Origin of the sequence: Pseudoalteromonas phenolica (assembly GCF_005886345.1) — a bacterium.
GTDB lineage: Bacteria > Pseudomonadota > Gammaproteobacteria > Enterobacterales > Alteromonadaceae > Pseudoalteromonas > Pseudoalteromonas phenolica_A.
The window spans coordinates 100130-124268 of record NZ_PNEC01000017.1; the positions used below are offsets into that span (position 1 = coordinate 100130).

Annotated in this window: 14 protein-coding genes; 5 read left to right on the plus strand and 9 right to left on the minus strand. The window is 40.0% G+C overall.

Annotated elements, in window-relative coordinates:
* Positions 1-49: 49 nt before the first annotated feature.
* The 4 genes from CWB72_RS09375 to CWB72_RS09390 form a co-directional block, all read right to left on the minus strand.
* Positions 50-1273, minus strand: a complete 1224-nt coding sequence (locus tag CWB72_RS09375; RefSeq protein ID WP_138630860.1) for an ABC transporter permease — start codon at positions 1271-1273, stop codon at positions 50-52.
* Positions 1274-1275: 2 nt separating this feature from the next.
* Positions 1276-2634: an ABC transporter permease gene (locus CWB72_RS09380; RefSeq protein ID WP_138630862.1), complete on the minus strand. Its 1359-nt coding sequence runs from the start codon at positions 2632-2634 to the stop codon at positions 1276-1278.
* Positions 2635-2648: 14 nt separating this feature from the next.
* Positions 2649-3344: an ABC transporter ATP-binding protein gene (locus CWB72_RS09385; RefSeq protein WP_138630864.1), complete on the minus strand. Its 696-nt coding sequence runs from the start codon at positions 3342-3344 to the stop codon at positions 2649-2651.
* Positions 3345-3561: 217 nt separating this feature from the next.
* Complete coding sequence (locus CWB72_RS09390; RefSeq protein WP_138630866.1) at positions 3562-4830, minus strand: efflux RND transporter periplasmic adaptor subunit; 1269 nt, start codon at positions 4828-4830, stop codon at positions 3562-3564.
* Positions 4831-5089: 259 nt separating this feature from the next.
* Between CWB72_RS09390 and CWB72_RS09395 the strand changes: the two genes are divergently transcribed.
* Positions 5090-5383 carry a hypothetical protein gene (locus tag CWB72_RS09395; RefSeq protein WP_138630868.1) on the plus strand — a complete coding sequence of 98 codons (294 nt, stop codon included), beginning with the start codon at positions 5090-5092 and terminating at the stop codon, positions 5381-5383.
* 81 nt (positions 5384-5464) lie between these two features.
* Here CWB72_RS09395 and CWB72_RS09400 read toward each other — a convergent pair whose 3' ends face one another.
* Both CWB72_RS09400 and CWB72_RS09405 read right to left on the minus strand, forming a co-directional pair.
* Positions 5465-5995, minus strand: coding sequence for a GNAT family N-acetyltransferase (locus CWB72_RS09400; RefSeq protein WP_138630870.1), 531 nt, complete (start codon positions 5993-5995; stop codon positions 5465-5467).
* Positions 5996-6001: 6 nt separating this feature from the next.
* Positions 6002-7168, minus strand: a complete 1167-nt coding sequence (locus CWB72_RS09405) for an MFS transporter (RefSeq protein ID WP_138630872.1) — start codon at positions 7166-7168, stop codon at positions 6002-6004.
* 102 nt (positions 7169-7270) lie between these two features.
* Here CWB72_RS09405 and CWB72_RS09410 point away from each other — a divergent pair, with 102 nt between their 5' ends.
* Entirely contained in the window at positions 7271-8161 is an 891-nt protein-coding gene (locus CWB72_RS09410; RefSeq protein WP_138630874.1) for a LysR family transcriptional regulator, read from the plus strand.
* A 94-nt stretch (positions 8162-8255) separates the two neighbouring features.
* On the opposite strand, the gene CWB72_RS09415 is transcribed toward CWB72_RS09410, so the two are convergent.
* Together CWB72_RS09415 and CWB72_RS09420 are read right to left on the minus strand one after the other, a co-directional pair.
* Positions 8256-11117 carry a putative Ig domain-containing protein gene (locus CWB72_RS09415; protein WP_138630876.1) on the minus strand — a complete coding sequence of 954 codons (2862 nt, stop codon included), beginning with the start codon at positions 11115-11117 and terminating at the stop codon, positions 8256-8258.
* A 95-nt stretch (positions 11118-11212) separates the two neighbouring features.
* A complete protein-coding gene (locus CWB72_RS09420; RefSeq protein WP_138630878.1) occupies positions 11213-14080 on the minus strand; it encodes a putative Ig domain-containing protein in 2868 nt (955 codons plus the stop codon).
* A gap of 724 nt (positions 14081-14804) precedes the next feature.
* On the opposite strand from CWB72_RS09420, the gene CWB72_RS09425 reads away from it, so the two are divergent.
* The 3 genes from CWB72_RS09425 to CWB72_RS09435 all read left to right on the plus strand — a co-directional run bounded on the left by CWB72_RS09425 (position 14805) and on the right by CWB72_RS09435 (position 22371).
* Complete coding sequence (locus CWB72_RS09425) at positions 14805-17963, plus strand: glycosyl hydrolase family 18 protein (RefSeq protein WP_138630880.1); 3159 nt, start codon at positions 14805-14807, stop codon at positions 17961-17963.
* Between the two features lie 70 nt (positions 17964-18033).
* Positions 18034-19599, plus strand: coding sequence for a lytic polysaccharide monooxygenase (locus CWB72_RS09430; RefSeq protein ID WP_138630882.1), 1566 nt, complete (start codon positions 18034-18036; stop codon positions 19597-19599).
* Between the two features lie 159 nt (positions 19600-19758).
* Positions 19759-22371, plus strand: coding sequence for a glycosyl hydrolase family 18 protein (locus CWB72_RS09435; protein WP_138630884.1), 2613 nt, complete (start codon positions 19759-19761; stop codon positions 22369-22371).
* A gap of 553 nt (positions 22372-22924) precedes the next feature.
* Here CWB72_RS09435 and CWB72_RS09440 read toward each other — a convergent pair.
* Positions 22925-23899, minus strand: coding sequence for an integron integrase (locus tag CWB72_RS09440; RefSeq protein WP_138630886.1), 975 nt, complete (start codon positions 23897-23899; stop codon positions 22925-22927).
* Positions 23900-24139: the final 240 nt, after the last annotated feature.

A 24139-nucleotide genomic window follows, 5' to 3' on the forward strand; every position in this document is an offset into this window, starting at 1 on the left:
TGCTAGAGAGGTTTTATTTCTCTCTAGCTTAGTTTTATTATTTATCGGTTTAACTGGCTTTAGTCACTTGCGCAGGCGCAATTAACGTTGCCTTTCTGGCGGGTAAATAAGCCGCAAAGCAAGTTAATAGCCAAACAAATAAGGTCACCAGTATGCCAACGACAATATCGGGTGTCCCTTGTACCCCAAGTGTTTGTAATAGTGCCATATTGAGCCACAAAGATAAAAAGAAGCCTATTACTAAGCCAACCAGTGCTAGTAGCGAATTTTCGATGATTAGGCTTTTTAACACCATGCTTTTACTCGCGCCCAGTGCTCTTAAAATACCTAAGTTTTTATGACGCATTTTGACCGAGAAGGTAACGAGCGCAATAATGCCTAATGAGGTGATCAGTAAGGCGACCGCACTGATAGCAAACATCACAAAAGCAAAGCTACTTCTGCCATCCCACAAACGCTTTTTAGCACGAGCAGAGAATTCGACACGAGACACGATACGTCCCGGCTCTTGATAAAGTAATGTCTCAATTGTTTCTAAGACTTTCTCTGAGGTATTAGGCGCAACACGAATAATATAGTTTATTTCGTTGTTTCGGCCGTAAATAGCTTCTGGAATAACCATACCGTGATACCAAACTTGCTCGTAAGTCGCGCTTTCTCCAAGCATTTTATCTTCGAAAGTCCCCACTACTTGATAAGGCGTTTTTGAACCATTCAAATAGACGGTTTGACCCAAAGGCGAAGCCTCTTCGAATAGGGTTTTAGCTAAATCATCGCTGATAAGCGCAACACTTGCTGGTGTGGTTGTGGCATCTCCTGTGACAAACTCGTTTGCGTAGAAATCACGACCACTGCTAATATTGAGCATTAAAGACTCAACGCCTTGTTGGTCGACACCAAATAGGGCAATAGAATGATCTTTGGCATTTTCATCAAGGCTATCGTTATACACAACATTGCTCGAGCGACGTGTATCAATGACGTTTTCCTCACCGCTATGCGTTGCTGATACAACTTCAGGGAGTGCTCTAATTGCCGTTAAGTCGCGTTCAATTAGTTGCCCTTTATCGACTTGCTCATCATAGACGTGAGTGACCACATTTAAGATTTGCTGTTCTTCAAGTTTTGATGGAATTAACCAGTTTTGAAGTGTTGCATAGCTAATGAAGGCACTATTGCTGACGATCATAAGGGTAATGGCAACTTGGAAAACAATCAGTATCGAGATGCTTTTTTGTTTCAGAATTAATTTTAGAATATGTTTTAAAGACATGACTATCCCCTAAGCTGCGATGCTGGTGAAATACCGCTGATACGGTAAACCGGATATAAACCTGCAATTAAAATAGCGGCATAAATGAATGCACCAGACGTTAATGCAAAGCTGTAATCCATACTGAAGAAGTGCTTAACCAAACTCGGATCGGCTGAGTAGTCCATTTGATACATGTTAACTTGGAACATTAGTTCAAGGCCTAAGTGGGCGAATAGTACACCAGCTATGATGGCTGCAAAGGCGATCAGGCTTATTTCAATAAGGTGTATTTTTACGATATACCAGCGACTCGCACCAAGTGCACGATAGAGCGAAACCAGTTTGTTTTTAGATTGGTATTTCGCAAGCAAAATACCCACAGTATTCACTAAGCAAATCGCAAATAGTAAATAAGAAAACTGAAGATAAACTTTTTCCCAGCGCATGAATTGCGCAAATTCATTCAGTAGTAACTGTAAATCGTTCAACTTGTACTTCTCTTCGTGAGGAAAGCGGCCTAGGTTTGCTTGTTGTTGGGTGTAATTTCGCGCCCATAAAGTTGCAGCAGCGAGTTGTTGCTGGTGGTTTTGAAGGTCAAACTCAATCCAAGTATGAAGGTAACCGCATTCAGCCGATTTTAGTGCTGACACATTATGTTGGCGATATTCACTGCGTTGGTTTTCTTCTTTTGTCTGACAAGGCATGTAACCTGCTCGAGGCAAGTTCATTCTCTCAGCCGTTGCCATAGGCACTATCGCTAAATCGTTATAACGGTTGCTAAAGCGCATATTTGAAATACGACGCTTGTGCTGAGATAAATCCATCACACCGACAATCTTTAAAGGCTGCTTATCGACTTTGATAAATTGGCCTATAGAGTTTTCTCCTGAGAAAAAGTGGTCGTTGACTTTTTTATCGATCACGATGACGTCACTGTCTGATTGTGTTTCTAACCAAGGTGCACCATAGATAAAAGGCACATTAAACACATTAAAATAATCGATATCAGAGGCAGATGCCGTGGCTATCATAGGTCGAGCGCTATCGAGTTGTTCTGACTCTAAAATAAAGCGTGTGTCATAGTTAAATGACAGATGTTTGTAGTCTAACTCGGCATTTTTAAGTGCCTGAGCATCTTGAAACGTCAATGGCGGATAGCGAAACTGGTTACGGATATCAAAATCGCTATCCATATAGTTGAGGCTAAAGTGATGCATCTGCGGCGCTTTGTCGGTTAGCACACTGTTGCCGCTTAACTTCACTGTGGTACTCATGGTGAGAAGTAATGTAATACCGATCACCAAATTGACTATCATCAAAATAGTGAGTTTGCTTTTTTGTTTAACGCCTTGTAGGGCGAGCTGAAATAAGTCTTTCATGTCGCACCCGCGTTCTAAACAGCTAAGTCAGTAAGTTGGCTTTTGTTGATATCGGTTAACTGGCCATCGAGAATTTGAATATTGCGATGCGCGCGTTGGGCCAGTTCATTGTCGTGCGTTACCATCAGCAAGGTTGTACCTTGTTGATTAATCTCTTGCAGTAAATCCATTACTTGGCGCGCCATATGGGTATCAAGGTTACCTGTTGGCTCATCGGCTAATAAGAATCTAGGTTGCCCTGCAAGTGCACGCGCTATCGCAACACGCTGTTGCTGACCACCACTTAATTGTGCAGGAAAGTGTTTACCTCGACTAGCAAGACCGACCATTTCAAGGGCATTTTCGATGCGTTGCTTACGCACATGGCTTGGTAGCCCTCTGAAAATTAAAGGTACTTCAATGTTGTCGTAAAGGTTTAACTCGCTGATCAGGTTAAAACCTTGGAAGATAAAGCCAATTTTTTCGTTTCTGATTTTAGACAGCTGGCTGTCGTTTAATTTACTAACATCCTGTCCGTCTAAAAAGTATTGGCCTTTATCAAAAGGTTCAAGCAAACCGGTTAAGTTTAAGAAAGTGGTTTTACCAGACCCAGAAGGGCCGGTGACAGCGATAAAGTCTCCTTCATTTACCTCAAAGTTGACATCAACCAAGGCGTGGGTTTCGATAAGCTCGGTACGATAAATTTTGCTGATGTTCTGCATTGATAACATGATATTTTCCTTTTTATTAATTAACCTGAGCATTGGTTAAGAGATTTACTAAAGTATTGATATTCATATGATAAGTGCTTTTTCAAGTCTGCAGCCGGAGACTTTTAGCGATAACAAGGCGAATTTACGCGTCAATAGCTGGCCTATTGCAAGTAAATTCAACGCAGTTAACGTTGAAAGTAGCCGCTGGAGATAGATTTATTATCCAGAGTTCAGGTTAATTACTAAGCATGACGTTTTGTTGGTTTTGAAACGCAGCAAGACTTGAGATGATGAGCTTATCTCCGGCTTTCACGCCCGATGTTAGCTCAACTTCATGAATACTTTTAGCGCCAATGCTGATTGATTGACGTTGTGCTTGTCCTTCGTTTACTAAGTAGGCAACTTTGCCAGCGCCAGTTTCGACAAAAGCGCCGCGCTTGATTTTTAGGACACCTTGTTTTTGTGACAAAATGAGTTGCGCACTGACACGTTGATTTTGTCTAAGTTTTTCTGGTTGTTGGTCAAAGCGAATGCGACCAGCGACACGTCCTTGTTCAACTTCGGGAGAAATCGCCACTAGAGTTGCTGGGTATGTTTGTTGATTGATTTGAATATTTGCGGCTAAGCCAATCGCCAGTTCATCGGCTAAGTTCTCAGGAATAAAGGCTTCGACTTCGAGTTCTGATAAATCAACCAGTGACATCAACTCGGCATCTCGTTGCACATGCTGTTTTTGTTGCACGTTCACAGTGCCCACTATGCCACTTAGCGGTGATTGAATGGTTAAAGCCGCCACTTGGCGCTCGAGTTCTTGTGTTAAGTGCTGCTGACGGGTTAACGCTAGTTCGGCAATTTTAAGCTCAAAGTTAAGGCTTTTTTGCTCTAAATCTAGCGCTTCAATCGCATGCTTTTTATTAAGTTCTGCACGTTTTAGCGCAACGATTTTCTCTTCAAGTTCCAATTTTGAAATGATTTGTTTTTTAATACTTGCATTAGCACGCTCCATGGCACTCGATGCAGCTTCTAGGTCAACACGTGCTAGTTCAGCACGCTGCTGGGTATCGAGTAAGCGTTGCTCTGTGGTGATTTTCTGACGATTAAACTCTGTCTCTAAGCGCGCTAAAGTTGCTTGTTCCTGAAGTAATTGATTTCTTAATTCAGGGCTGTTAATACTCAACAAGTCTTGCCCTTGAGTAATGTTATCGCCCGCTTTCACATGTAAAGTGACCGTACCCGGTGCAATGGCATACACTGCAGGGTTAATTGCTGCAAGTGTTTTACCTTCTACTCGAATGTCTTCGAGCATATCGCCACGTTCAACAACGGCAGTTTGGATCACTGATTGTGAAACCACCAAATCAGTACTTAAAAGCTGACTAAATTTGGGCACTGAATAAGCCGTTAATGCTGTTGTAGCTAGTAAGCCTGATGCAAACAATAACCACTTTTTGCTATTTCGACGTGGTGTTACTTGCTTGTCTTGTCCTTGGGTGTCTCTGATCACAGCTGTCCACCTTAAAAATAATACCTGAATGATAGTTAGGTATTACAAACAGTATGCCAACATATAAGTTTATGAAATTGTTTGTTTTTTATAGTTTGTTAATATTAATAATAAATATCGGACGGTCAGTCGGACAGATTTCGGACGGGTGTTAAACTGTCCGCACACATTTGTGGACATGCGTTATGATCAAGACAGCCCTCAAAGCCGTACTTGGAGGGTAAAGTGATTAAAGACAATATTATTCAGTGGCTAAGTGATGAGAAATAGAGTGAGACGTGCCCCGAAACCACAAGACAATGCTTATATTCAGGAAGTACTGAGTGCCTTGAAATCTAATCCTGAAAAAATCGAGATATTGGCGCGTAATTGTGATGAATATAAGCAGCAAATGCATTTGAAACGCGGGTTTTTAAGGGCCATTGAGCGTCTTGAATGGGTGCTCCATGCCAGCAAAGATATCGAACAATTTGAAAAATCGATACTGGCCGATGACTATATCGGTGAAGTGATCAGACGCTATCCGCTCTTGTTTAAGGGTATAAAGAGTTAAAGGGATAAAGGGCTAAGGTTTAAAAGTGATAGGCATAAAGAGCTAGGTGGATACAGAGTATGATTGATAAAAGTTAGAGGCCTAAATTACTTCATGTTTTAACACACCATATGTAAAGCAGTCTGTTGTGCCAGAAGGAAGCATTAAATTATTTCTGAGCCTTCCTTCTCTTTTCATCCCCAGCTTTTCCATGAGTTTCCACGAGGCTATGTTATCTACAGCGCAAATCGCGTTAAGTTTGTTAAGTTTGAACTGAGTAAAGACTTCTTTGATTAAAGCGTTAGCGGCTTCAAACGCATAGCCTTTACCTTGATACTTGCCAGCTAATCTATATCCAATTTCACCACATTGATGCTCGACAGAAACAAACTTGAACATCAGCTCACCAAGTAACTGGCGGCTTTCTTTACACTCAATCGCAAGTATTAACCTCTCGCCTTCTTTGCCTTTCCAAGGTAATTGAGCTTGCGCAATCCGCGCTTGTGCATCAGCAAGGGTTGCTGGCTTGCCAATAAAGCGTGAAGTAAATGGATCGCTTCTATGTGCTAATACTGCCTCTAAATCAGAGACTTTAAGTCGACGTATAATCAATCTTTTTGTAGTGAATTCCATTTATCTTTATCTCTGACATAGGGTTAGGTTTAATGATAGTTTTTTCCAGCAAAGCCATAGCACAATTGAGCAAGTTAGTACGATAAGAGGCAATATATGTTGGCTGCTAAATAAAATAACATTAGTCAGCCAAGCTAAGGCCGTGAAAAATAATAACTCTATTGCGCCTACTAGCGCATTAGCTGAGCCGGCTTTCTCTGGTTGTAGTAAGCCAATGATGTGCATATAACTTGGAAAATATGCGCCAAACACCATCATGATGAGTGTATAGGCAAACAACATGACTAGTGCACTGATGTGGCTGAATTCAAAAATAAACGCAGCTATTGGCAGAGCAGGCCAGAGCAATTTGACGATTTTCATATAGCTCATACGCTTTTGCATTATTTTTGCTAAAGATGAACCGACTAACAAGCCCGCCATGGGTAACATCATCGCGTAACCAATTTGATCTGTATTAAACTGAAACTGTGCTTGTAAATAAAAAGGTAAATACAGCTGAATAGTTAAATATAGATAAGTAGGTAACCACTTAAAATTAGCCAGTAAAATTAAATTTTTATCTTGTAACAGGGATTTATAAAGACTCGCAAGTGCGCTAGGGCGTATTGATTGCGCTGCGTTCTTTTCAGATTTAGGTAAAACCATAAATCCTAGCCACAACACTAATGCGAAATGAAGCACCATGATAAAAGACAACCCCTGCCAATTAATAAGTTGCGCGAGTGTGCCTGCAATCATAGGTGAAAGTATTGCAGTGACTGAGGCTGCCATAGCAAGACTTGCCATTGCACTTTTTAATTTCGCGCCAGTTAAATACTGGGCTAGTAATGTTCTACTAATCAAAACCGGCGAAGCTGAGCCTATCCCTTGTAAAACTCGGCCTAGCAGAAATTGCCAATTTGACTCCGCAAAACCACATATTAACGTGCCTGCTACTAAAATGAGTTGTCCAGCGATGAGAATTTTTCTATCACCGTATTTATCTCTTAAAGGCCCTGCTATCAACTGGGTTAGCCCAAGCGTGATGAAGAAACTCACTATCACCGCTTGGCTGGCACTTGAACTTAAAGCTAGATCTGCTGCTATGTCTGGTAAAACAGGCATATAAAGCTGGCTTGCAAACTGAGAGCAAGACATCAATAGCACCGCTAGAAATACAATCGAAGACATAACTTTTCTTAAAAAAGTAAACAGACGCATAAAATACTGGCTTTTTACTTTCTTAAAAATAGGGTAATAATAAAAATACTGATTCCTAACAGGAAATAATAAATGGATTGGCTATCAGCAGTTAAAAGCTTTGAGCTTGTCGCCAAAACAAACAGTTTTACATCAGCTGCCGAACAGCAAGGTATTTCTGCTTCAGCGATGAGTAAACGAATTGATTGGTTAGAGAAGCAATTAGCAACCAGTTTATTTGTGAGAACCACTCGACAAGTAAGCCTAACCGAATCAGGACAAGGTTTTCTGCAAAAAGCTTCACCTTGGCTTGAGCAATTTGATGCCATGCTGGAGTCAGTAAAAAGTGCTCATGAAGAGCCACAAGGTGTGCTAAAAGTCGCGGCAACGCAAGCTGTTGGTAGCTCATTGTTAATGCCAAACATAGAGCGGTTCTTACAAAAATATCCAAAAATGTCGGTGCAATTAAACGTGCTTATTCCAGGTAATGATCCTGATTTAAATCATGATTTAGTGATCACTCGATATCATGAAGAGTTCGACTCTGTATCACATAAAGGCACGCACTTAATTGATTATCAAATGAGTGTGTTCGCTGCACCAAGCTATTTAGAAAAACACCCACCCATTGATACAGTAGAAGATCTAGCTCAGCACAAGATGTTGCTCAATAACTATTATCAGCAAAAGGGCGGCATTTTACTTGAAAATGGCGAGTTCGTTGCTTTCTCGAACTATAACTTTGTGTCAGAAAATCTTGATGCAATTCTGAAAGCCGCCATACAAGGTATGGGTCTAATATTCATTTCTCCAAACTATGTCGAGAGAGAGCTAGATATGGGCGTGTTAGCGCCTGTTTTACCTTGCGTGAAAAGCGAAGTTAATCGTTTGTGGGCGTATTACCCAAAGACAAGTTTTACACCTTTAAAGACAAGGTTGTTTATCGATAATTTAAAACAGCAGATGAAGGGGTTTAGGTTGTGACAAACTGTAGAAAATAGATTGCTGAAATTCTGTGTTAAAGCGGGTAATTTAATACCCGCATTTGTTCTGTAGCTTAGATCTCTTTTAATAAAAATTAATCGAATCTTTTTTGAAGGATAATATTATAAGTATCTAATCCACTTTGTTTCTCATTGACTGTAATTGTATACGTACCATCATGATGCTTGATAATACCTATTACATTAGAGTACTCGTTAAAGTCAGTTAAGGGTTGTTCTGAAATAACTTCCAGCTTCTCATTATAAGTTTTTAATATAACTCCATTAGATTGGCCACAAGCAACTATAAAGTGTCCGTCAATAATTTGAGTCATAGCATCTGTTGAAAAAGTGTTGTAATCACTTTGATATGAAACTTCTTGACCTTGTTGGTTAACAACCGTTAGCGCAGTTGCAGGCACTTGTTCTCCTATCAGCAGGTAGTTACCATTTTCTAGTTCACGTATATATTTATTGCTTGCCGATTTGCCTTCGCCAGTGTTGTGATATGACATCAAAGCTTCTAGGTTTTGATCTAGCACTTGAATGAATGCACCATACCTCCAGTACTCTTCAGATTTGGCTTCCTTAGGCATTGTATCTCCAAATAAAATTAAATTGCCTGATTTTGAAGTTGACAATCTAGATTTTATAACTGAAATATTCGAATCAATTTCAGGCAAATTGATTGCATCAGATACCGAATAATTTTCAAAATTCAATTTGTGTATTGTTTGCTGAGTTAAATTACTGAAATAAAAATGAACAGCGAATACACCATTATTTGTTTCTGTGACACTGTCAAACCACCCAGCCTGTTTATCTTTAGGCAAATCGTGTAAAAACTCACCCACCTTTTGACCTTGTTTATCTAGATGTAATATGTAGGCATTGTTTTTATCTGAGGCCATGCCTAATGCGAGGAAGGTGCCATCAGACAATTCATAAATATTGCGTAGAGATGAAAAGCTATAATTGTCCTTTAATTCCAACTCCCAATCTACTTCGCCAAACTGGTTTACTTTGATTATCCATCGTTTGTTTTCAGTACTTTTTACCGCAAGAATAAGGTAGCCGTTATCTGAAGTTGCAATCGTTTTAGTGGCAATCTCGTGATTATTATCACCGAAGGTACGTTTGAAAATACCAGCTTCAATTTCTTTTGTTTCACTCCATGCCCCAGTAACAGATTGAGGGTTTATAGTTCGTACTCGCCAAAAGTATTTTCCAGGCTCTTGTTCTATTTTGTAGTCCTGTGACTCTGATAAAATAACATCATCCACAACAATACTTTGAAAACGCTCATCAATACTTACTTGAACTTGGTAGCTATGAGCAAAGTCAACTGCTTGCCAGTTTAAAGTAATGGGTTTCAGAGTGTTATCTGTAAATTCTAATGTGTGATCTAATTGGCTAGGTGCATCAAGAACAGAATTATTTACTGTGATTGAAAAACCAGACAGATCAGTTGTATCAGTCCCATCTGAAACAGAAATAATAATATCAGAGTAAAGCCCTGCATCTTCATTTCCAGGTTGTCCCATAAGCTGTCCATTTTTTGGATCTAAGCTTAACCAAGTCGGCAGGTTTTTTACTTCAAATGATAAAGTGTCATTGTCTAGGTCAGAAGCTATAGGTTTAAATTCATAGTATTCATTTGCAGTAATAGTGTTTGAAGGGGTTCCTTCAATTAAGGGGGCATCATTAACAGGTACAATCGTTAAATTATATGCAATTTCTTCACTTATTATATTTCCCTGCATTAACTTTATTGTGAATCTATCTTGGCCAAAGAAGTGTGCATTAGGTGAATAAGTAATATTGGGGAACTCGCCACTTACTTTGCCAAATTTAGATTGAGTAATAATACTTAAACTTATGGGGCTATTTGTACCTAAAGGGTTATTTGTTTCAATTGAGATATTAATATCAGAATCTTCTTCTAATGAAATATCTTTGTCCGTAAGATTAAAATCTGAAATAAAAGGGCTTAAATCGTTTTCATCAACAATTCCGTCATTGTCATCATCATCATCTTTAATATTTGGTAGTCCATCTAGGTCACTGTCTAAAAGTTCGTTAATGTCTGGTACAGAGTTTATTAGGTTACCTTCGATCCAACTTAACAGAGTTTCTTGAACTTGAGTGGGATTAATCTGTTTTTGACTCTCTTTCAGACTAACTAATGTTTCATTATCGTCAATGTTTCCGTCAGCTCCAAAGTCTTGCTCAAGTTTGTTTAATATTGCGGTGAGTTCTGCATCTGGAGAAGTGTTTCTATCACTTGAGACATCAATTGCATGCTGGTAAAAAATAGATGATAGCGTAAGTAAATATGCACTAGAGAATGGATCATTAGAGTTGAGAATAGAAAGCTTTGAAAAGTCGACGTTATTTGTGTTTGCAATGACTTTATTAAAGTTAACCGTAAATTCTTGTTCGGCCTGTTCTATAGCTTTCTCGAAATCAGATTCCCCATTTTTGATCAGTTCTAAAACACGATTACTTGTTAAATGTGTGATGATATTGATATTTGCATTTTGTTCTTGTGCATCATTTGCTTTATAAATGCTTCTTAATGTTATTATGCCCTTTGATAACTCACCAGTAATTTCATTTCTATAGTAGCCTGATGCTGTAATTTGTAGGTTTGAATCTGCTGGCACTTTGAAATTAAAGTTACCAAAATTATCTTTTGTATTTGTAACTATTGTTGAATCAGTATGCTCTCCTTGCTCGTTGAGCACGTTAACGGTAACTGATGAGCCAATAACAAAGGGTCCTTTCTCAACGCTGCCATAAATTTTAATATCTTCCTTTGAAGTGTCAGTAGATTGAGTGTAATTAGCGGTAATGGGTTGTTTATTTTCACTATTATGCTCAGAGTTGCCTCCTCCACAAGCCGTTAAGCTAAAAATACAGGTGAGAAACAGGAGTTTGTAATTTATGTTTTTCATTATCTTTCTCAGGTTATTTTACGCGAATAGCCTATAAAATTGCTTAATCAGTTAAAGCTCTTAAGGGCCAACAATCACTTGTTAGCCCATTTTACTTACTTTTTAATTAGCGTGATTTCTTTATCTGTTCTCCAAGTGAAAATATTAAATGTACTTGTGCCATCAGAGTTTCTTAGCCAAGAACGAATAATTGAGTTTTCAAATGAGAGTTGGTGGTTGACCTCTTCAATCTGCTTCAAATTAGTGTCAAATTTGAATGAAGTTAATGTGTTATTTGTGTTTATACTTGGGATCCAAAAGTGCCCAGATTCTTCTGGAAGAATATTCCGGTTACTGTTAAATATATTGGTAAATTCTCTTTGAGATATTGTATTACCTTTACTGTCAATGGTGGCGATTGCAGCAGCGCTAAGCTCAAATGAACCATTACCTAATACAACAAAACTACCATCATTTAATTCAACAACATCATGAAAACTTGAAATCACAAATTGATTTTCGTTGCTCCAAAATAGCTCTACATTCAAATCTAAGTCTAAAACTTGGATATATGCCCCTTTTGTTTGGTAGCCAGACTCAGTTAACTCTAAATCACCAGCGACTAATAGATTATTGTCGTTGGTCTTTTTTAAAGTCTTAGGTGAAAGTACAACACCACTAACCTCAGGAATGGGTTTTGGTGCTGTAACTTCGCCTGTTTCAGATGAAACAGTATGTATGAATGCTTTATCCCACGAACAAAAGTTATCTTCACATTTCCACAGTTGGCTTAAAACATAAATTGTATTTTCTAACTCTAAAACTGAAGCAAAATCAAATCTATTGCTGTATTCTTCAGGCCGGTAATAAATCTCCCAGTCTAAGGTTCCCTCTGGAGAAAGCTTTAATGCAATCGCTTTATTTTGTGCCCAATCTTGGCCTACAGCGATCAAAGAGTCATCATTTAATAAAATAATATCTCTAAGCCTATCTCTTCCTTGCCCTACAGAGAAGTATTGCCATACAACTTCTCCGTTGCTGTCTACTTTGAAGATCCAATCGTCTTCCCCTTGTCCATTTGGTAATAGGTCATTAGAGGCTGTTGTCGCTAATGTTATAAAACCGCCATCTTTTGTAGGAATAGTTTTCTTAGAACTGTCTTGGCCAATACCACCAAACTTCTTGGTAAAAACACCAGCTTGAAGTGACATGATTTCGCTACTAAAACCTGTCTCACCATTTGGATTAACTGTACTTACTCTCCAATAATAATGATTTGGCTCTTTCTCTAAGGTGATACTGTTAGTTTCTATCGTCTCAGTCTGTAAGATTGTTCTAAAGTCTTCAAACAGAGAAATTTCTAAGGTGTAGCTTTTAGCAAAATCTACTTGCTCCCATTTTAACTTTATTTCTTGGAGCTTTTCTTTCGTTGAGCTTGTTTGCTGAAGATTGGTTGGTGCAGCGAGAGTTGAATAATGGACATCAATTGAAAAAGCAGGCAGTTGACTAGTCGTAGTGCCGTCACTGACAGACATTTGAATATTACTATAAGTGGCAACCTGAGCATTTGTCGGAGTACCTTGAAGCATTCCTGTTGAAGAGTCTAGAGTAAGCCATTCAGGTAAATTCTCAACAGTAACAGTTAATTGACTGTCTTCAATATCTGAGATAGAAGGTGAAAAGGAATATTCATTATTGGCTATAATGTCTACTTCAGGCTGACCTTCTATGGTAGGGGCATCATTAACGGCTTTAATATCTACGTTAATTGTAAAAGGTTTACTTTCAATACCATCTTGGAAAAGAGTGAGTGTAAATTTATCTTGTCCATTGAAGTCATTGAATGGTGTGTAAGTAATCTCAGGGAAGTATCCTGAAAGTTCACCATTGGTGGGTCCTTTTACTTGAGTTGCGATAATTTTTACTTCATCGCCCAAAGGAGCATTCGTTGTAAGATCAAGCGTAATACTTTCGTCTTCTAAAACCGAAATGTTTTTATCTTCAACAATAAAGTCAGCTAAATGTGGAGATGAATCATCTTCGTCAGCTATGCCGTCGTTGTCGTCATCGTTATCTTTATTATTTGCGATACCATCTAAGTCCGTATCTAAAAACTCATTGATATCTGGTACGGCATATTGTTCTTTACCAGTTACCCAATCAAAGAGGTTTTGCTGTACTTGTGAAGGGTCAATTAGTTTTTGAGTTTCTTTAATTGCTGTAAGCACATCTTGATTATCTACCTTTCCATCAGTACCAAAATCGCTTTCTAATTCATTCAAAGCTACTGTTAATTCTGCATCTGCTGATGTTTGATTGCTTTTTGCGGTATTAATAGCATGTTGATAAAACATCGAAGATAGGGCCAATAAATATGCACTCGCTTCAGCATTTTCATCTTTATAAATAGATAGGCTTGCAAAATTTGCGTTGCTTGAGCTGCTGATTACGTTTTTAAAGTTTGTTGTAAACTCTTGTTCAGCTCGCTGAATTGCTTCTTCAAAGCTCGATTCACCGGCTTTGATTAATTCTAAAACTCGGTTGCTCGTTAAATGGGTAAGTAAATTTACATTCGCATTTTGTTTTTCTACTTCTGAGGCTTGGTAAATACTTCTTAAAGTTAATTCACCTTCAGATAAGCCTCCCGTTATTTCATTTCTATAATAACCAGAAGCTGAGATTTCAATTATGGAGCCCGCAGGAACCTTGAATTCAAAGTTACCAAGATCATCAGTGGTTTTAGTTACAATGGTTGAATCGGTGTTTTCGCCGTTTTCATTAAGAATATTAATTGTAACGGTTGACCCTATTACAAATGGCCCTTTCTCAACACTACCAACAATCGTTATTTCTTTTTTTTGTGGTTGCGTGTTGCTTTGATCTTGTTTTACATCGTTTTGAGTCTCATTAGAATTACCACCGCCACACGCGGTTAACCCTAACAATGCAACTAAGAGTAATGTTGCTTGGTTTGTTTTTTTCACAAAAAATCCTTATTTAATATTTTACGGGATTTTATTCAAAGAAGTATTTGGAGAAGAGCACGTCACTGTGAATAAATCCCTAAATTGATTTTTGGCAGTAAACACATTTACTTAACAAGGAGTTTACTGCTGAAGTAATGTTATCAATTTAGGTAATTAAGCTCAACTTACGTTTAAGCATCGTTTGAAATGTCGATTGTTGTGAATTTTGGAGGGATTCCTAATTCAAGGCTGTTCACATATGTTTGGTAGTTTGGTTTTTGTGTTAAAGTTCTACTTTTAACATTTGGTTTTTTATGCGAAAGCACTTAGTTCTCCGCTTTTTCTTTTCTAAATTTTTTAATGGAATTTAAGGTTATGAAAAATATAGCTTTTGTGATGACTAGTAAATAACATCAAGCTGGTCTGATGACTGTATTCTGTAAAGTTTTTTATTCAAATTAAAGCGTCTCTGATTATGGTAAATCCGCATTTCTATTTATTCGACTTTAGTATATGCCTTTGTAAAATATAGAAATATTCATATAACCTTCATATTTGAACGCTTTTTGTTCAGTTTTAACTCTACTGCTGTTTATTTCTTGAGCGTGAAAATGTCGCAATGTTAAAACTTTGTAATTTTAAATTTATGTTCTAGACTGATTTCGATCCGTTAACGGGTACATCTGTAACTTATAAGTTAATTTAGTTAAAAAAATACAATAAATTTAATCAGGAACAAGTTATGAAGGATTTGAATTTAATGCGAACAGGTTTTAAACCTTCAGCATTGGTTTTAGCGATACTCAGCACCCCAGCTTTTGCCAGTGTTGATTGTACAAATATCCCTCAGTGGGAAGCTGGCAAAGCTTACACTACAGGCATGAAAGCTCAGCAAGACAAAGTAGCTTATGAGTCTAACTGGTGGAACAAAGCCGAACCAAAGCTTCGCTCTGGTCAGTGGCAAGAGTGGACTAAGTTAGGAAGTTGTCAAACAGATTTGCCAGTTAACGAAGCGCCTAAGGTGACTTTATTAAGCCCTGCGAATGGCAATTTGCTGAACGAAAATGACAGCGTTGCCATTTTGGCCGAGGCCAGTGATACCGATGGTCAAGTTAAGCAAGTTGAAGTCTATTTAGACGGTCAATTATTAACTACGCTTAGCGCTGCACCATTTGAGTTTAATTGGACGGCAGTGGTTGGTGAGCATGTATTTTATGCGATTGCACAGGATGATGACGGTGCGCGAACGGAGTCGGCACGTCACTCTGTGACAGTTCAGAAGAAATCAAATGAGAACCGCGCACCGGTTGTAAGCTTAGCAGCGACTCTACCATCAGAATTAGAAGTCGGTTCGCAAGTAACATTTAACCTGAGTGCGTCAGACGCTGATGGTCACGCGGTTACGCAAACACTGACCGTGAATGGCGAAGTGGTTGTAAATAGCACAAAAGGGGCTGAGCAGTATATTTGGACACCAACAGTTGCAGGCACTTACACATTCACGTTGACTGCTAAAGATGAGCTGGGCCTTGATGCAACTCCTGTGGAGCGTGTTTACATCGTCAAAGAAAAAGGTGACCCAATTACAGGTCATGAAAACTGTCGTCCAGCAGGTCTATATCAAGCGCAAGGTGTACAACCTGCTTACTGTGATATTTATGATACAGAAGGCCGCGAGAAAATGGGGGCGGATCACCCACGTCGTGTTATTGGTTACTTCACAAGTTGGAGAAATGGCGCGAACGGTCAACCAAGCTATCTAGTAAAAGACATTCCTTGGGATAAAATCACCCACATAAACTATGCGTTTGCCCACGTCAATGCGGCGAATGAACTAAGTATCGGCGATCCAAATGCTGCCGGTAACGCGGCTACCAACATGACTTGGCCGGGTGTTGAAGGTGCGGAGATGGATCCAAGCTTACCGTATAAAGGTCATTTCAACTTATTAAATAAATACAAAAAGCTACATCCTGATGTGAAGACGATGATCTCTGTTGGTGGTTGGGCTGAAACAGGTGGTTTCTTCGATTCAAATGGTAATCGTGTGAACAGCGGTGGCTTCTATACAATGACTACGAATGCTGATGGCAGTGTAAACCATGCTGGTATCGACGCATTCGTAGCAAGTGCGGTTAAATTCATCCGTGAGTATGGTTTTGATGGTGTAGACATTGACTACGAATATCCTTCTTCCATGAAAGACTCAGGTCACCCTGATGACTTCCCAATTAGTAATGCCCGTCGTGCAGGTCTAAATGCCTCTTACGATGTGTTAATGCGTAAACTTCGTGAAGCACTAGATGCGGCAAGTGCTGAAGATGACACTCACTATATGCTCACAATTGCATCACCATCTTCTGGTTACTTACTGCGTGGTATGGAAACATTCCAAACAGCTAAATATCTAGATTTTGTGAACATCATGTCTTATGACTTGCACGGTGCATGGAACGATCATGTTGGTCATAACGCAGCGCTTTATGATACAGGTAAAGATTCTGAGCTGGCGCAGTGGAATGTGTATGGCACTAAAGAATTTGAAGGTATTGGTTACTTAAATACTGACTGGGCTGCGACTTACTTCAGAGGTGCGTTACCAGCAGGTCGTATCAATATTGGTCTACCTTATTACACCCGTGGTTTTAGAGACGTTCAAGGCGGTGAAAATGGCCTTTGGGGTCGCGCTGCTTTACCAAACCAAGCTGATTGTGCGCCGGGCACAGGTGTGGGTGAGAAGAATAAGTGTGGTAATGGTGCGGTTGGTATTGATAATTTATGGCATGACACCGTTGATGGCATTGAAGTACCTGCCGGTAGCAACCCGCTATGGCACGTTAAAAATCTGCAAAATGGCATCACGCCAAGCTACTTAGGTGTTTATGGTCTAGATCCGGTAAATAACCCTGAAGACAAAATGGTGGGTACTTATACGCGTCATTATGACAGCGTTGCCATTGCGCCTTGGTTATTCAATCCAGAAAAGAAAGTGTTCTTATCGATTGAAGATGAAGAGTCAATGAAGACCAAGCTTGATTATGTGGTCAATAAAGAGCTTGGCGGTGTAATGTTCTGGGAACTTGCAGGTGACTTTGACTACGACACGCAAAAAGGCGAGTACTTCATGGGGAGTACGATGACGCGTCTTGCTTATGACACCTTCAACCAAGCATCAACGCCTTATGGTGCGCATTTAGGTGACGGTGCATTTGTACCAGCAGCCAAAGCGGTTGATATTAAATTTGAGGCGAAGAACTTCCCAGTTGGCGATGATAACTACCCAATTCGTCCAACTTTCGCGTTCACTAACAACTCAGAAATTGATTTATCTGGTGCAACGATTTCATTCAATATTCCAGTATCTACCTCTGCAATCTTTAAGTCAGATTGGAATGCGCAGAAGAAGTTAGGTATCAAGATTGATGCGAATAACTCTAATGCCGCTGGTAATAATATTGGTGGGTTTGAGAATGAATTCCACCGAGCGTCAATCACACTAACCAATGAGTGGGGCGGTGCAGTTGAATCATTTAAGCCGGGTGAAACGGTAAATGCGCAAGTACTTTACTACATACCTATTACCGGTCCGGTTAACTTCACGATTGAAAAAGATGGTGCTTCGTATGCATTTGCGAGTGAGTATCCAAAACTACCAATCGCGACTAAGCCAGATACAGGTAACCCAGGTAACGGCGACCCCGGAACAGGTTCATGTAATGGGGTTGATGTAACCACCATTAACACTTACCCAGATTGGCCACGCACTGACTGGGCGGGCAACCCAAGCCACGCCAATGCAGGTGATTACATCATACACAACCAAGTCGTTTTCCAAGCCAACTGGTGGACATCGAAAGAGCCAGTTGAAGGCGGCGATTGGAAAAAAGTGTGTGCTTTGTAAGTCAAACCTTTAACTAGAAATTATTTAACCAGAAATCTAAGGGGCTGCTTGCCAGCCCCAAGGAACTATCATGAAAAAAATAATGTTATCGGCTATTGCTGTAGCAATGGGCCTGGGGTTTGCTGACTCTGTTTCTGCCCATGGTTACATGGATAGCCCCAAAGCTAGACAGGCAATCTGTGAAGAGCAAGGCGGGTTTTGGTGGCCTAAAGACGGCAGCAATATTCCTAATGCAGCATGCCGTGCAGCTTATCAAGTTAGCGGGCAAGTGCAGTTTATACAGTTACATGAATTTGCAGCCAATGTACCTGATTATTTAAATCAAGCGGCAGTTGAAGCGGCAGTGCCCGACGGTGAGTTATGTTCAGGTGGTGATGTAAATAAAATAGGCATCAACACACCTTCTGTTGATTGGCAGCGCAACGTTGTTAAACCTAATGCTAATGGCACCATTAAAATTCGCTACCGCGCAACGACACCTCACAACCCAAGTTTTTGGCAATTTTATTTATCTAAACCAAGCGTAGATATTCACGCACAGCCACTAAATTGGGCTGATGTAGAGCTTGTACAAGAGCATGGCAATGTTGAGTTTTTTATGGCGCCTGATGGTAAGCGTTATTACGAAATGGACGTTGCCATTCCAGAGAAATTCAATGGTGAAGCCATTTTATTCAGTCGCTGGCAGCGTAATGATGTAGTTGGAGAAGGGTTTTATAACTGTTCTGACATTACCATTGAACGAATAACTGATCCTAACCCAATTGAATGGCATGTGGCAGGTTACTTCATTAAACAAGGGCAAGAAGCCAATGTAGGCGACACAGTTTGGCTGCGTTTATTTGATGCCAATGGCCAAGAGCTAATTCAGCAACAATTAAAAGTTGCCGCTGATATGCCAAATTGGCAGCAACAATTGGCTGAGCAAGTGAGTCTAGACTTTGCCAATTTAATCCAAATAGGTGTCAAAGATGCACAAGGTAATGTGTTGTTTGATAATAAAAACCTGCTTTCAAACCAAGTGTTTGTAACTGATAAAAATCACACCTTTAACCTTACAGTGGTTGCAGCACCAAAAAATACACCACCAACAGTGCATACGCCAGACACATTGATACTTGATGAAAATACCAGTGCGCATCTACATGTTCATGCCTTTGATGATGAGCAGCAGACCCTTGACTTCTCATGGCAACTGCCAACACCTCTGACATTTACTGGTACAGGTTCAACCATCACGGTACAAGCGCCCGAAGTGACTGCTGATACAGAGTATGCGGGAGAAGTCAGCGTTTCTGATGGCGAGTTTACTAAGACTGTGCCTCTCACTGTTGTCGTAAAAAATGTGCCAATCACAACCCCTGATGATACATGGCAAAAAGACAAAGCTTATTCAGCAGACGATACCGTTGTGTACCTGGGCAAAAACTATCGAGCAAAATGGTGGGTAAAAGGTGAGACACCTGACAGTTCACCAGCCTGGGAATTAATTGATGCTAATAGCGGTAATGAGTGGCAAGCCAACCAAGCTTATAACAGCGGCGATATTGTGACTTTTGAAGGAAAGCAATATCAAGCTCGCTGGTGGACACGAGGTGAAACTCCAACTGGCAGTAACGTGTGGAAAGCGCTTTAAATAACGAATTATTAATATAACAACCCAAAGGATTTTAAATTGAACGAGCAAGTTTAAGGCTAAGCGCCAATGCATTAAGGTGCATGGGTAATGCGGTAAATTTGTGAGTTTAGATTAAGAAACGGCGGGTTTTAACAACAAGTCTGAAGGAACTATAATATGTTTAAACTTCTAACCTCGGCAGTTGCTGTAGCAGCAGCCATGAGCGCAACCAGTGCAATCGCTGCACCGGCAACACCAAGCTTAAATTGGGAACCGCAAAATTACTCTTTTGTCGAAGTCGACTTAGAGGCAATTGGCTCTTATAAAAAGCTGGTAAAAGCCAAGTCAGAAGTACAGATCAATATTCAATGGAATGCATGGTCTGGCTCTGCAGGTAATAGCTATAAAGTGTATTTTGATGATCAAGTTGTCAACGAAGGTTCTGTTGCTGTAGGTTCAAATGGCGGCACAATTTCATTTCCTTACACTAAATCTGGTCGTCATGAACTGCGCGTAGCACTGTGTGACGAGACAGGCTGTTCTAAGTCTGCGGCAAAACCGATCGTTATCGCTGATACAGACGGTGGTCATTTAGCGCCATTGCCATTAGATTTCGATCCAAATAATAAAACTTACCCAAAACAAACAGACACTGTTGTAGGTGCTTACTTTGTAGAGTGGGGTATTTATGGTCGTAAGTTTGATGTCACTAAAATTCCAGCTGATAACCTAACGCACATTCTATATGGCTTCATTCCAATTTGTGGTGAAAATGCATCTTTGGGTGAGATTGAGAATGGCAACAGCTTACGTGCGCTTCAAACAGCCTGTGCTGATTCACAAGACTACGAAGTGGTTATTCACGATCCATGGGCTGCTATTCAAAAAGCACTACCAGGTGTAGACAGCAAAGATCCAATTCGTGGTACTTATGCACAGTTAATGGCGTTAAAACAGCGTAACCCTGACCTAAAAATCTTACCTTCTGTAGGTGGTTGGACGCTATCTGACCCATTCCATGGTTTTACTGTTAAAGCAAACCGCGATGTGTTTGTAAACTCAATGAAAGAGTTCCTAACAACGTGGAAGTTCTACGACGGTATCGACATTGACTGGGAATTCCCAGGTGGCGGTGGTCCAAATGCGAATCTTGGTAGCCCAGAAGATGGCGCGGCATATGTTGCGTTAATGAAAGAGTTACGAGAAATGCTTGATGGCCTTGAAGCTCAAACAGGTCGTAAATACGAGCTTTCTTCAGCGATTGGTACAGGCTACGACAAAATTGAAGACGTAGATTACCAGCAAGCAGCTCAGTATATGGATTATATTTTTGCGATGACGTATGACTTTTATGGTGGCTGGAACACTGTAACGGGTCATCAAACAGCGCTTTATTGTGGTTCTCATATGAGCACTGGAGAGTGTGAAGGTACTGGCTTAGATGATAAAGGCGAGCCGCGCAAAGGCCCAGCTTACACAACTGACAATGCAGTGAAGTTATTGTTAGCGCAAGGTGTACCGAGTAATAAAGTTGTTGTTGGTACAGCAATGTACGGTCGTGGTTGGGACGGTGTTTACCCACAAAACGCTGCGATTGCTGGCAACCCTATGACCGCCCCTGGTAGCGGCAAACTGACAGGTTCTAAAGAACAAGGCATTTGGGAAGCGGGTGTTATTGATTATAAAGGCATTAAGTCTTATATGATTGGTGCAAACGAACAAGGTGTGAATGGCTTTGAAGTAGGCTATGACGACCAAGCTGAGGGTGCATATGTATGGAACCGTAGCACAGGCAAGTTAATTACTTACGATAGCCCGCGTTCAGTAAAAGCAAAAGGCCAATATGTTCGTGCTAATGATCTAGGTGGTTTATTCGCATGGGAAATCGATGCTGATAATGGCGATATTCTAAATGCAATGCACGAAGGTTTAGGTGCAAGTGATACACCAGTAGACCGCGCACCAGTTGTTAATGTTGTTTCAGAAGTGAGTGTTGAATCTGGTAAATCAGTATCAATCAGCGCAACAGCAACAGATCCTGAAGGTAAAGCAGTAAGCTTTACTTGGACAGGTGATAGTGCACTTGTATTGACTGCAAATGGCGCAAGTGTAGATGTGGTTGCACCGAGTGTAACGGCTGACAGTGTTTATACAGTAAATCTATCAGTTTCAGATGGTAAAAACGTCGTTGACCGCCAAGTTAAAGTTATGGTGAAAGCGCCAGTTACTGACAACAAAGCACCAGAAGTGGGTGCAGTTACAGATGTAACACTAGACGAAAATACATCTACAGCACTTTCTGTTACAGCGACAGACCCTGAAAACCAAGCATTAACTTACACTTGGGTTGTGCCAGGTCATACAGTTACAGGCTCAGGTAATTCAGTCACTCTAAATGCGGGTGAAGTTACTGCAACTGAAACGGTACAAGGTTCAGTATCTGTCAGTGACGGTGTGAACACGGTAACTCGTACATTTAGCGTAACAGTAAACAATGTCGATGATAACGGTGGTACAACATGGGACGCTAACACTATTTACAACACGGGTGATGTCGTTTTATACAACGGTAAAGAGTATAAAGCTCGCTGGTGGACAAAAGGTGATAACCCTGCAACGAGCAGTGTTTGGGAAGAAGTAATTCCTGATGATGGAACTGTTCGCGCATGGCGTGCTGACCTTGTGTATAACACAGGTGATGTAGTCAGTCATGAAGGTATGCAGTACGAAGCTCAATGGTGGACACAAGGTCAAACACCAGGTAGCAGCAGCGTATGGCGTAAGCTTTAATCGTTGAAACTGGTGGGTATAAGTTGAAGCAAGTTATACCTACCAGCATTGATGAAACATATCTAAGGTAAGTGTTTGCCAATTTGGCAGGTTCTATATCAAAGATGGCTAACACGGATATTCATCTAGAGGGAAGGACCCCCATTTCTATTAAGAAAGCCACAACTTTGATGTTAGTGTTTTTTCTTACATTTAATGACAACAACGATGAACTTTAGAGCGAGTAAATACAGGAATTATTTAAAAGCTTTCGTTTGTTGATAAAGCCCGTTTTCTACAAAAAATATAAGAAAAATACATGGCAAGACTCTATTTTCATACCATTTTTAATTAATTAAAAAGTGAGAAAAGCTCAGTGACAGTAAAGGCTTTAACAATTTCTTCTTTTCATTATGTACAGAGTTATGAGTAAGTAACTTTTAATCGAGTAAGCATCACAAAATAATATATAAAGACATTTCCGATATTTAGATAAAGCTTTTTTAGCTTACCCCTTTAACAAAGGATTTAGCGATTCGCCCGAGTTGGGCAGGCGCAAAGGACTGCGCTTTTTTTATTTTGGTATTGCTAAATGCGACATTGGGCTCACAACTCCCTGCCCACCTTGTTGAATAACATGAGTATAAATTTGTGTGGTTCTTACATCGCTATGCCCGAGCTGTGCTTGAACCGTTCTGATATCAGCGCCACTTTGTAAAAGATGTGTCGCAAAAGAATGACGCAAAGTATGTGGTGTGACTTGCTTAGCGATTCCGGCAAGTTGGGCTGCCTTTTTTACCGCTCTTTGTACTTGCTTTTCGTCTATGTGATGGCGTCTCAAATGTTTGGTTTCAGGATCTAGACTGAGTTTTGATGATGGAAATAAATACTGCCAATTTAAAGTTTTGTTTTGTCCTTGGTATTTATCTCTTAGGCGATATGGTAACCATACTCCATCAAAAAGCGGGTTTTGTAGATCAAGTTGCAGGTGGCTTCGCACTTGCTGTATTTGAGTTAACAATAAAGGTACTAATTCTTTAGCCAATGTCACGACTCTATTTTTACCCCCCTTACCATCCCAAATACGAATACAATGGTAATCGAAGTCAATATCTTGAACTCGAAGACGCATTGCTTCCATCAGTCTTAAACCACTGCCATAAAGTAACGCGCAGGATAAATAGTGGCGAGTGTTACACATTCTAAATAAAGTGGCGACTTCATCTTTTGTAAGCACCACTGGTAACTTTCTAGCTCCTTGACTTTTATTAAAATTCAGATTTAACGAAAGGGGAGTGCTTAAAATTTCTTTATATAAGTATGACAGTGCATTTAATGCTTGAGATTGCGTGCCCTGAGCAACATTTTGCTGATTTGCTAAATGACTTAAAAACAGTTCAACCTCGGTATTCCCCATAACACTTGGGTGGCGCATAGCATTAAAGCGTATGAATGCAGCTATCCATCTTAAATAAGATTCAATGGTTCGTTTAGCGTATCGGCGCAGATACATGTGCTCTTGCACCATAGTTAGAAAAGGTGATTTCATAGGTAAACTTTAATGTAAAATAATACTGTTTATATAGACAGTGTTTGGTGGTTTGTCCAATAACATTATTCAACTGCGTTTTGTCTAATTTTCACAACTGAGCAAAATTGGACATTTTAAACTCATGTTTACAATAGACTTTTCTTGTGTGAATATTGGGACACGTAATATAGCCCGTTTTGTCGGTATGTATTCTGGCAATTTGGGAGAGAATAAGCTGTTAGTTACTCAGGGAAGTCA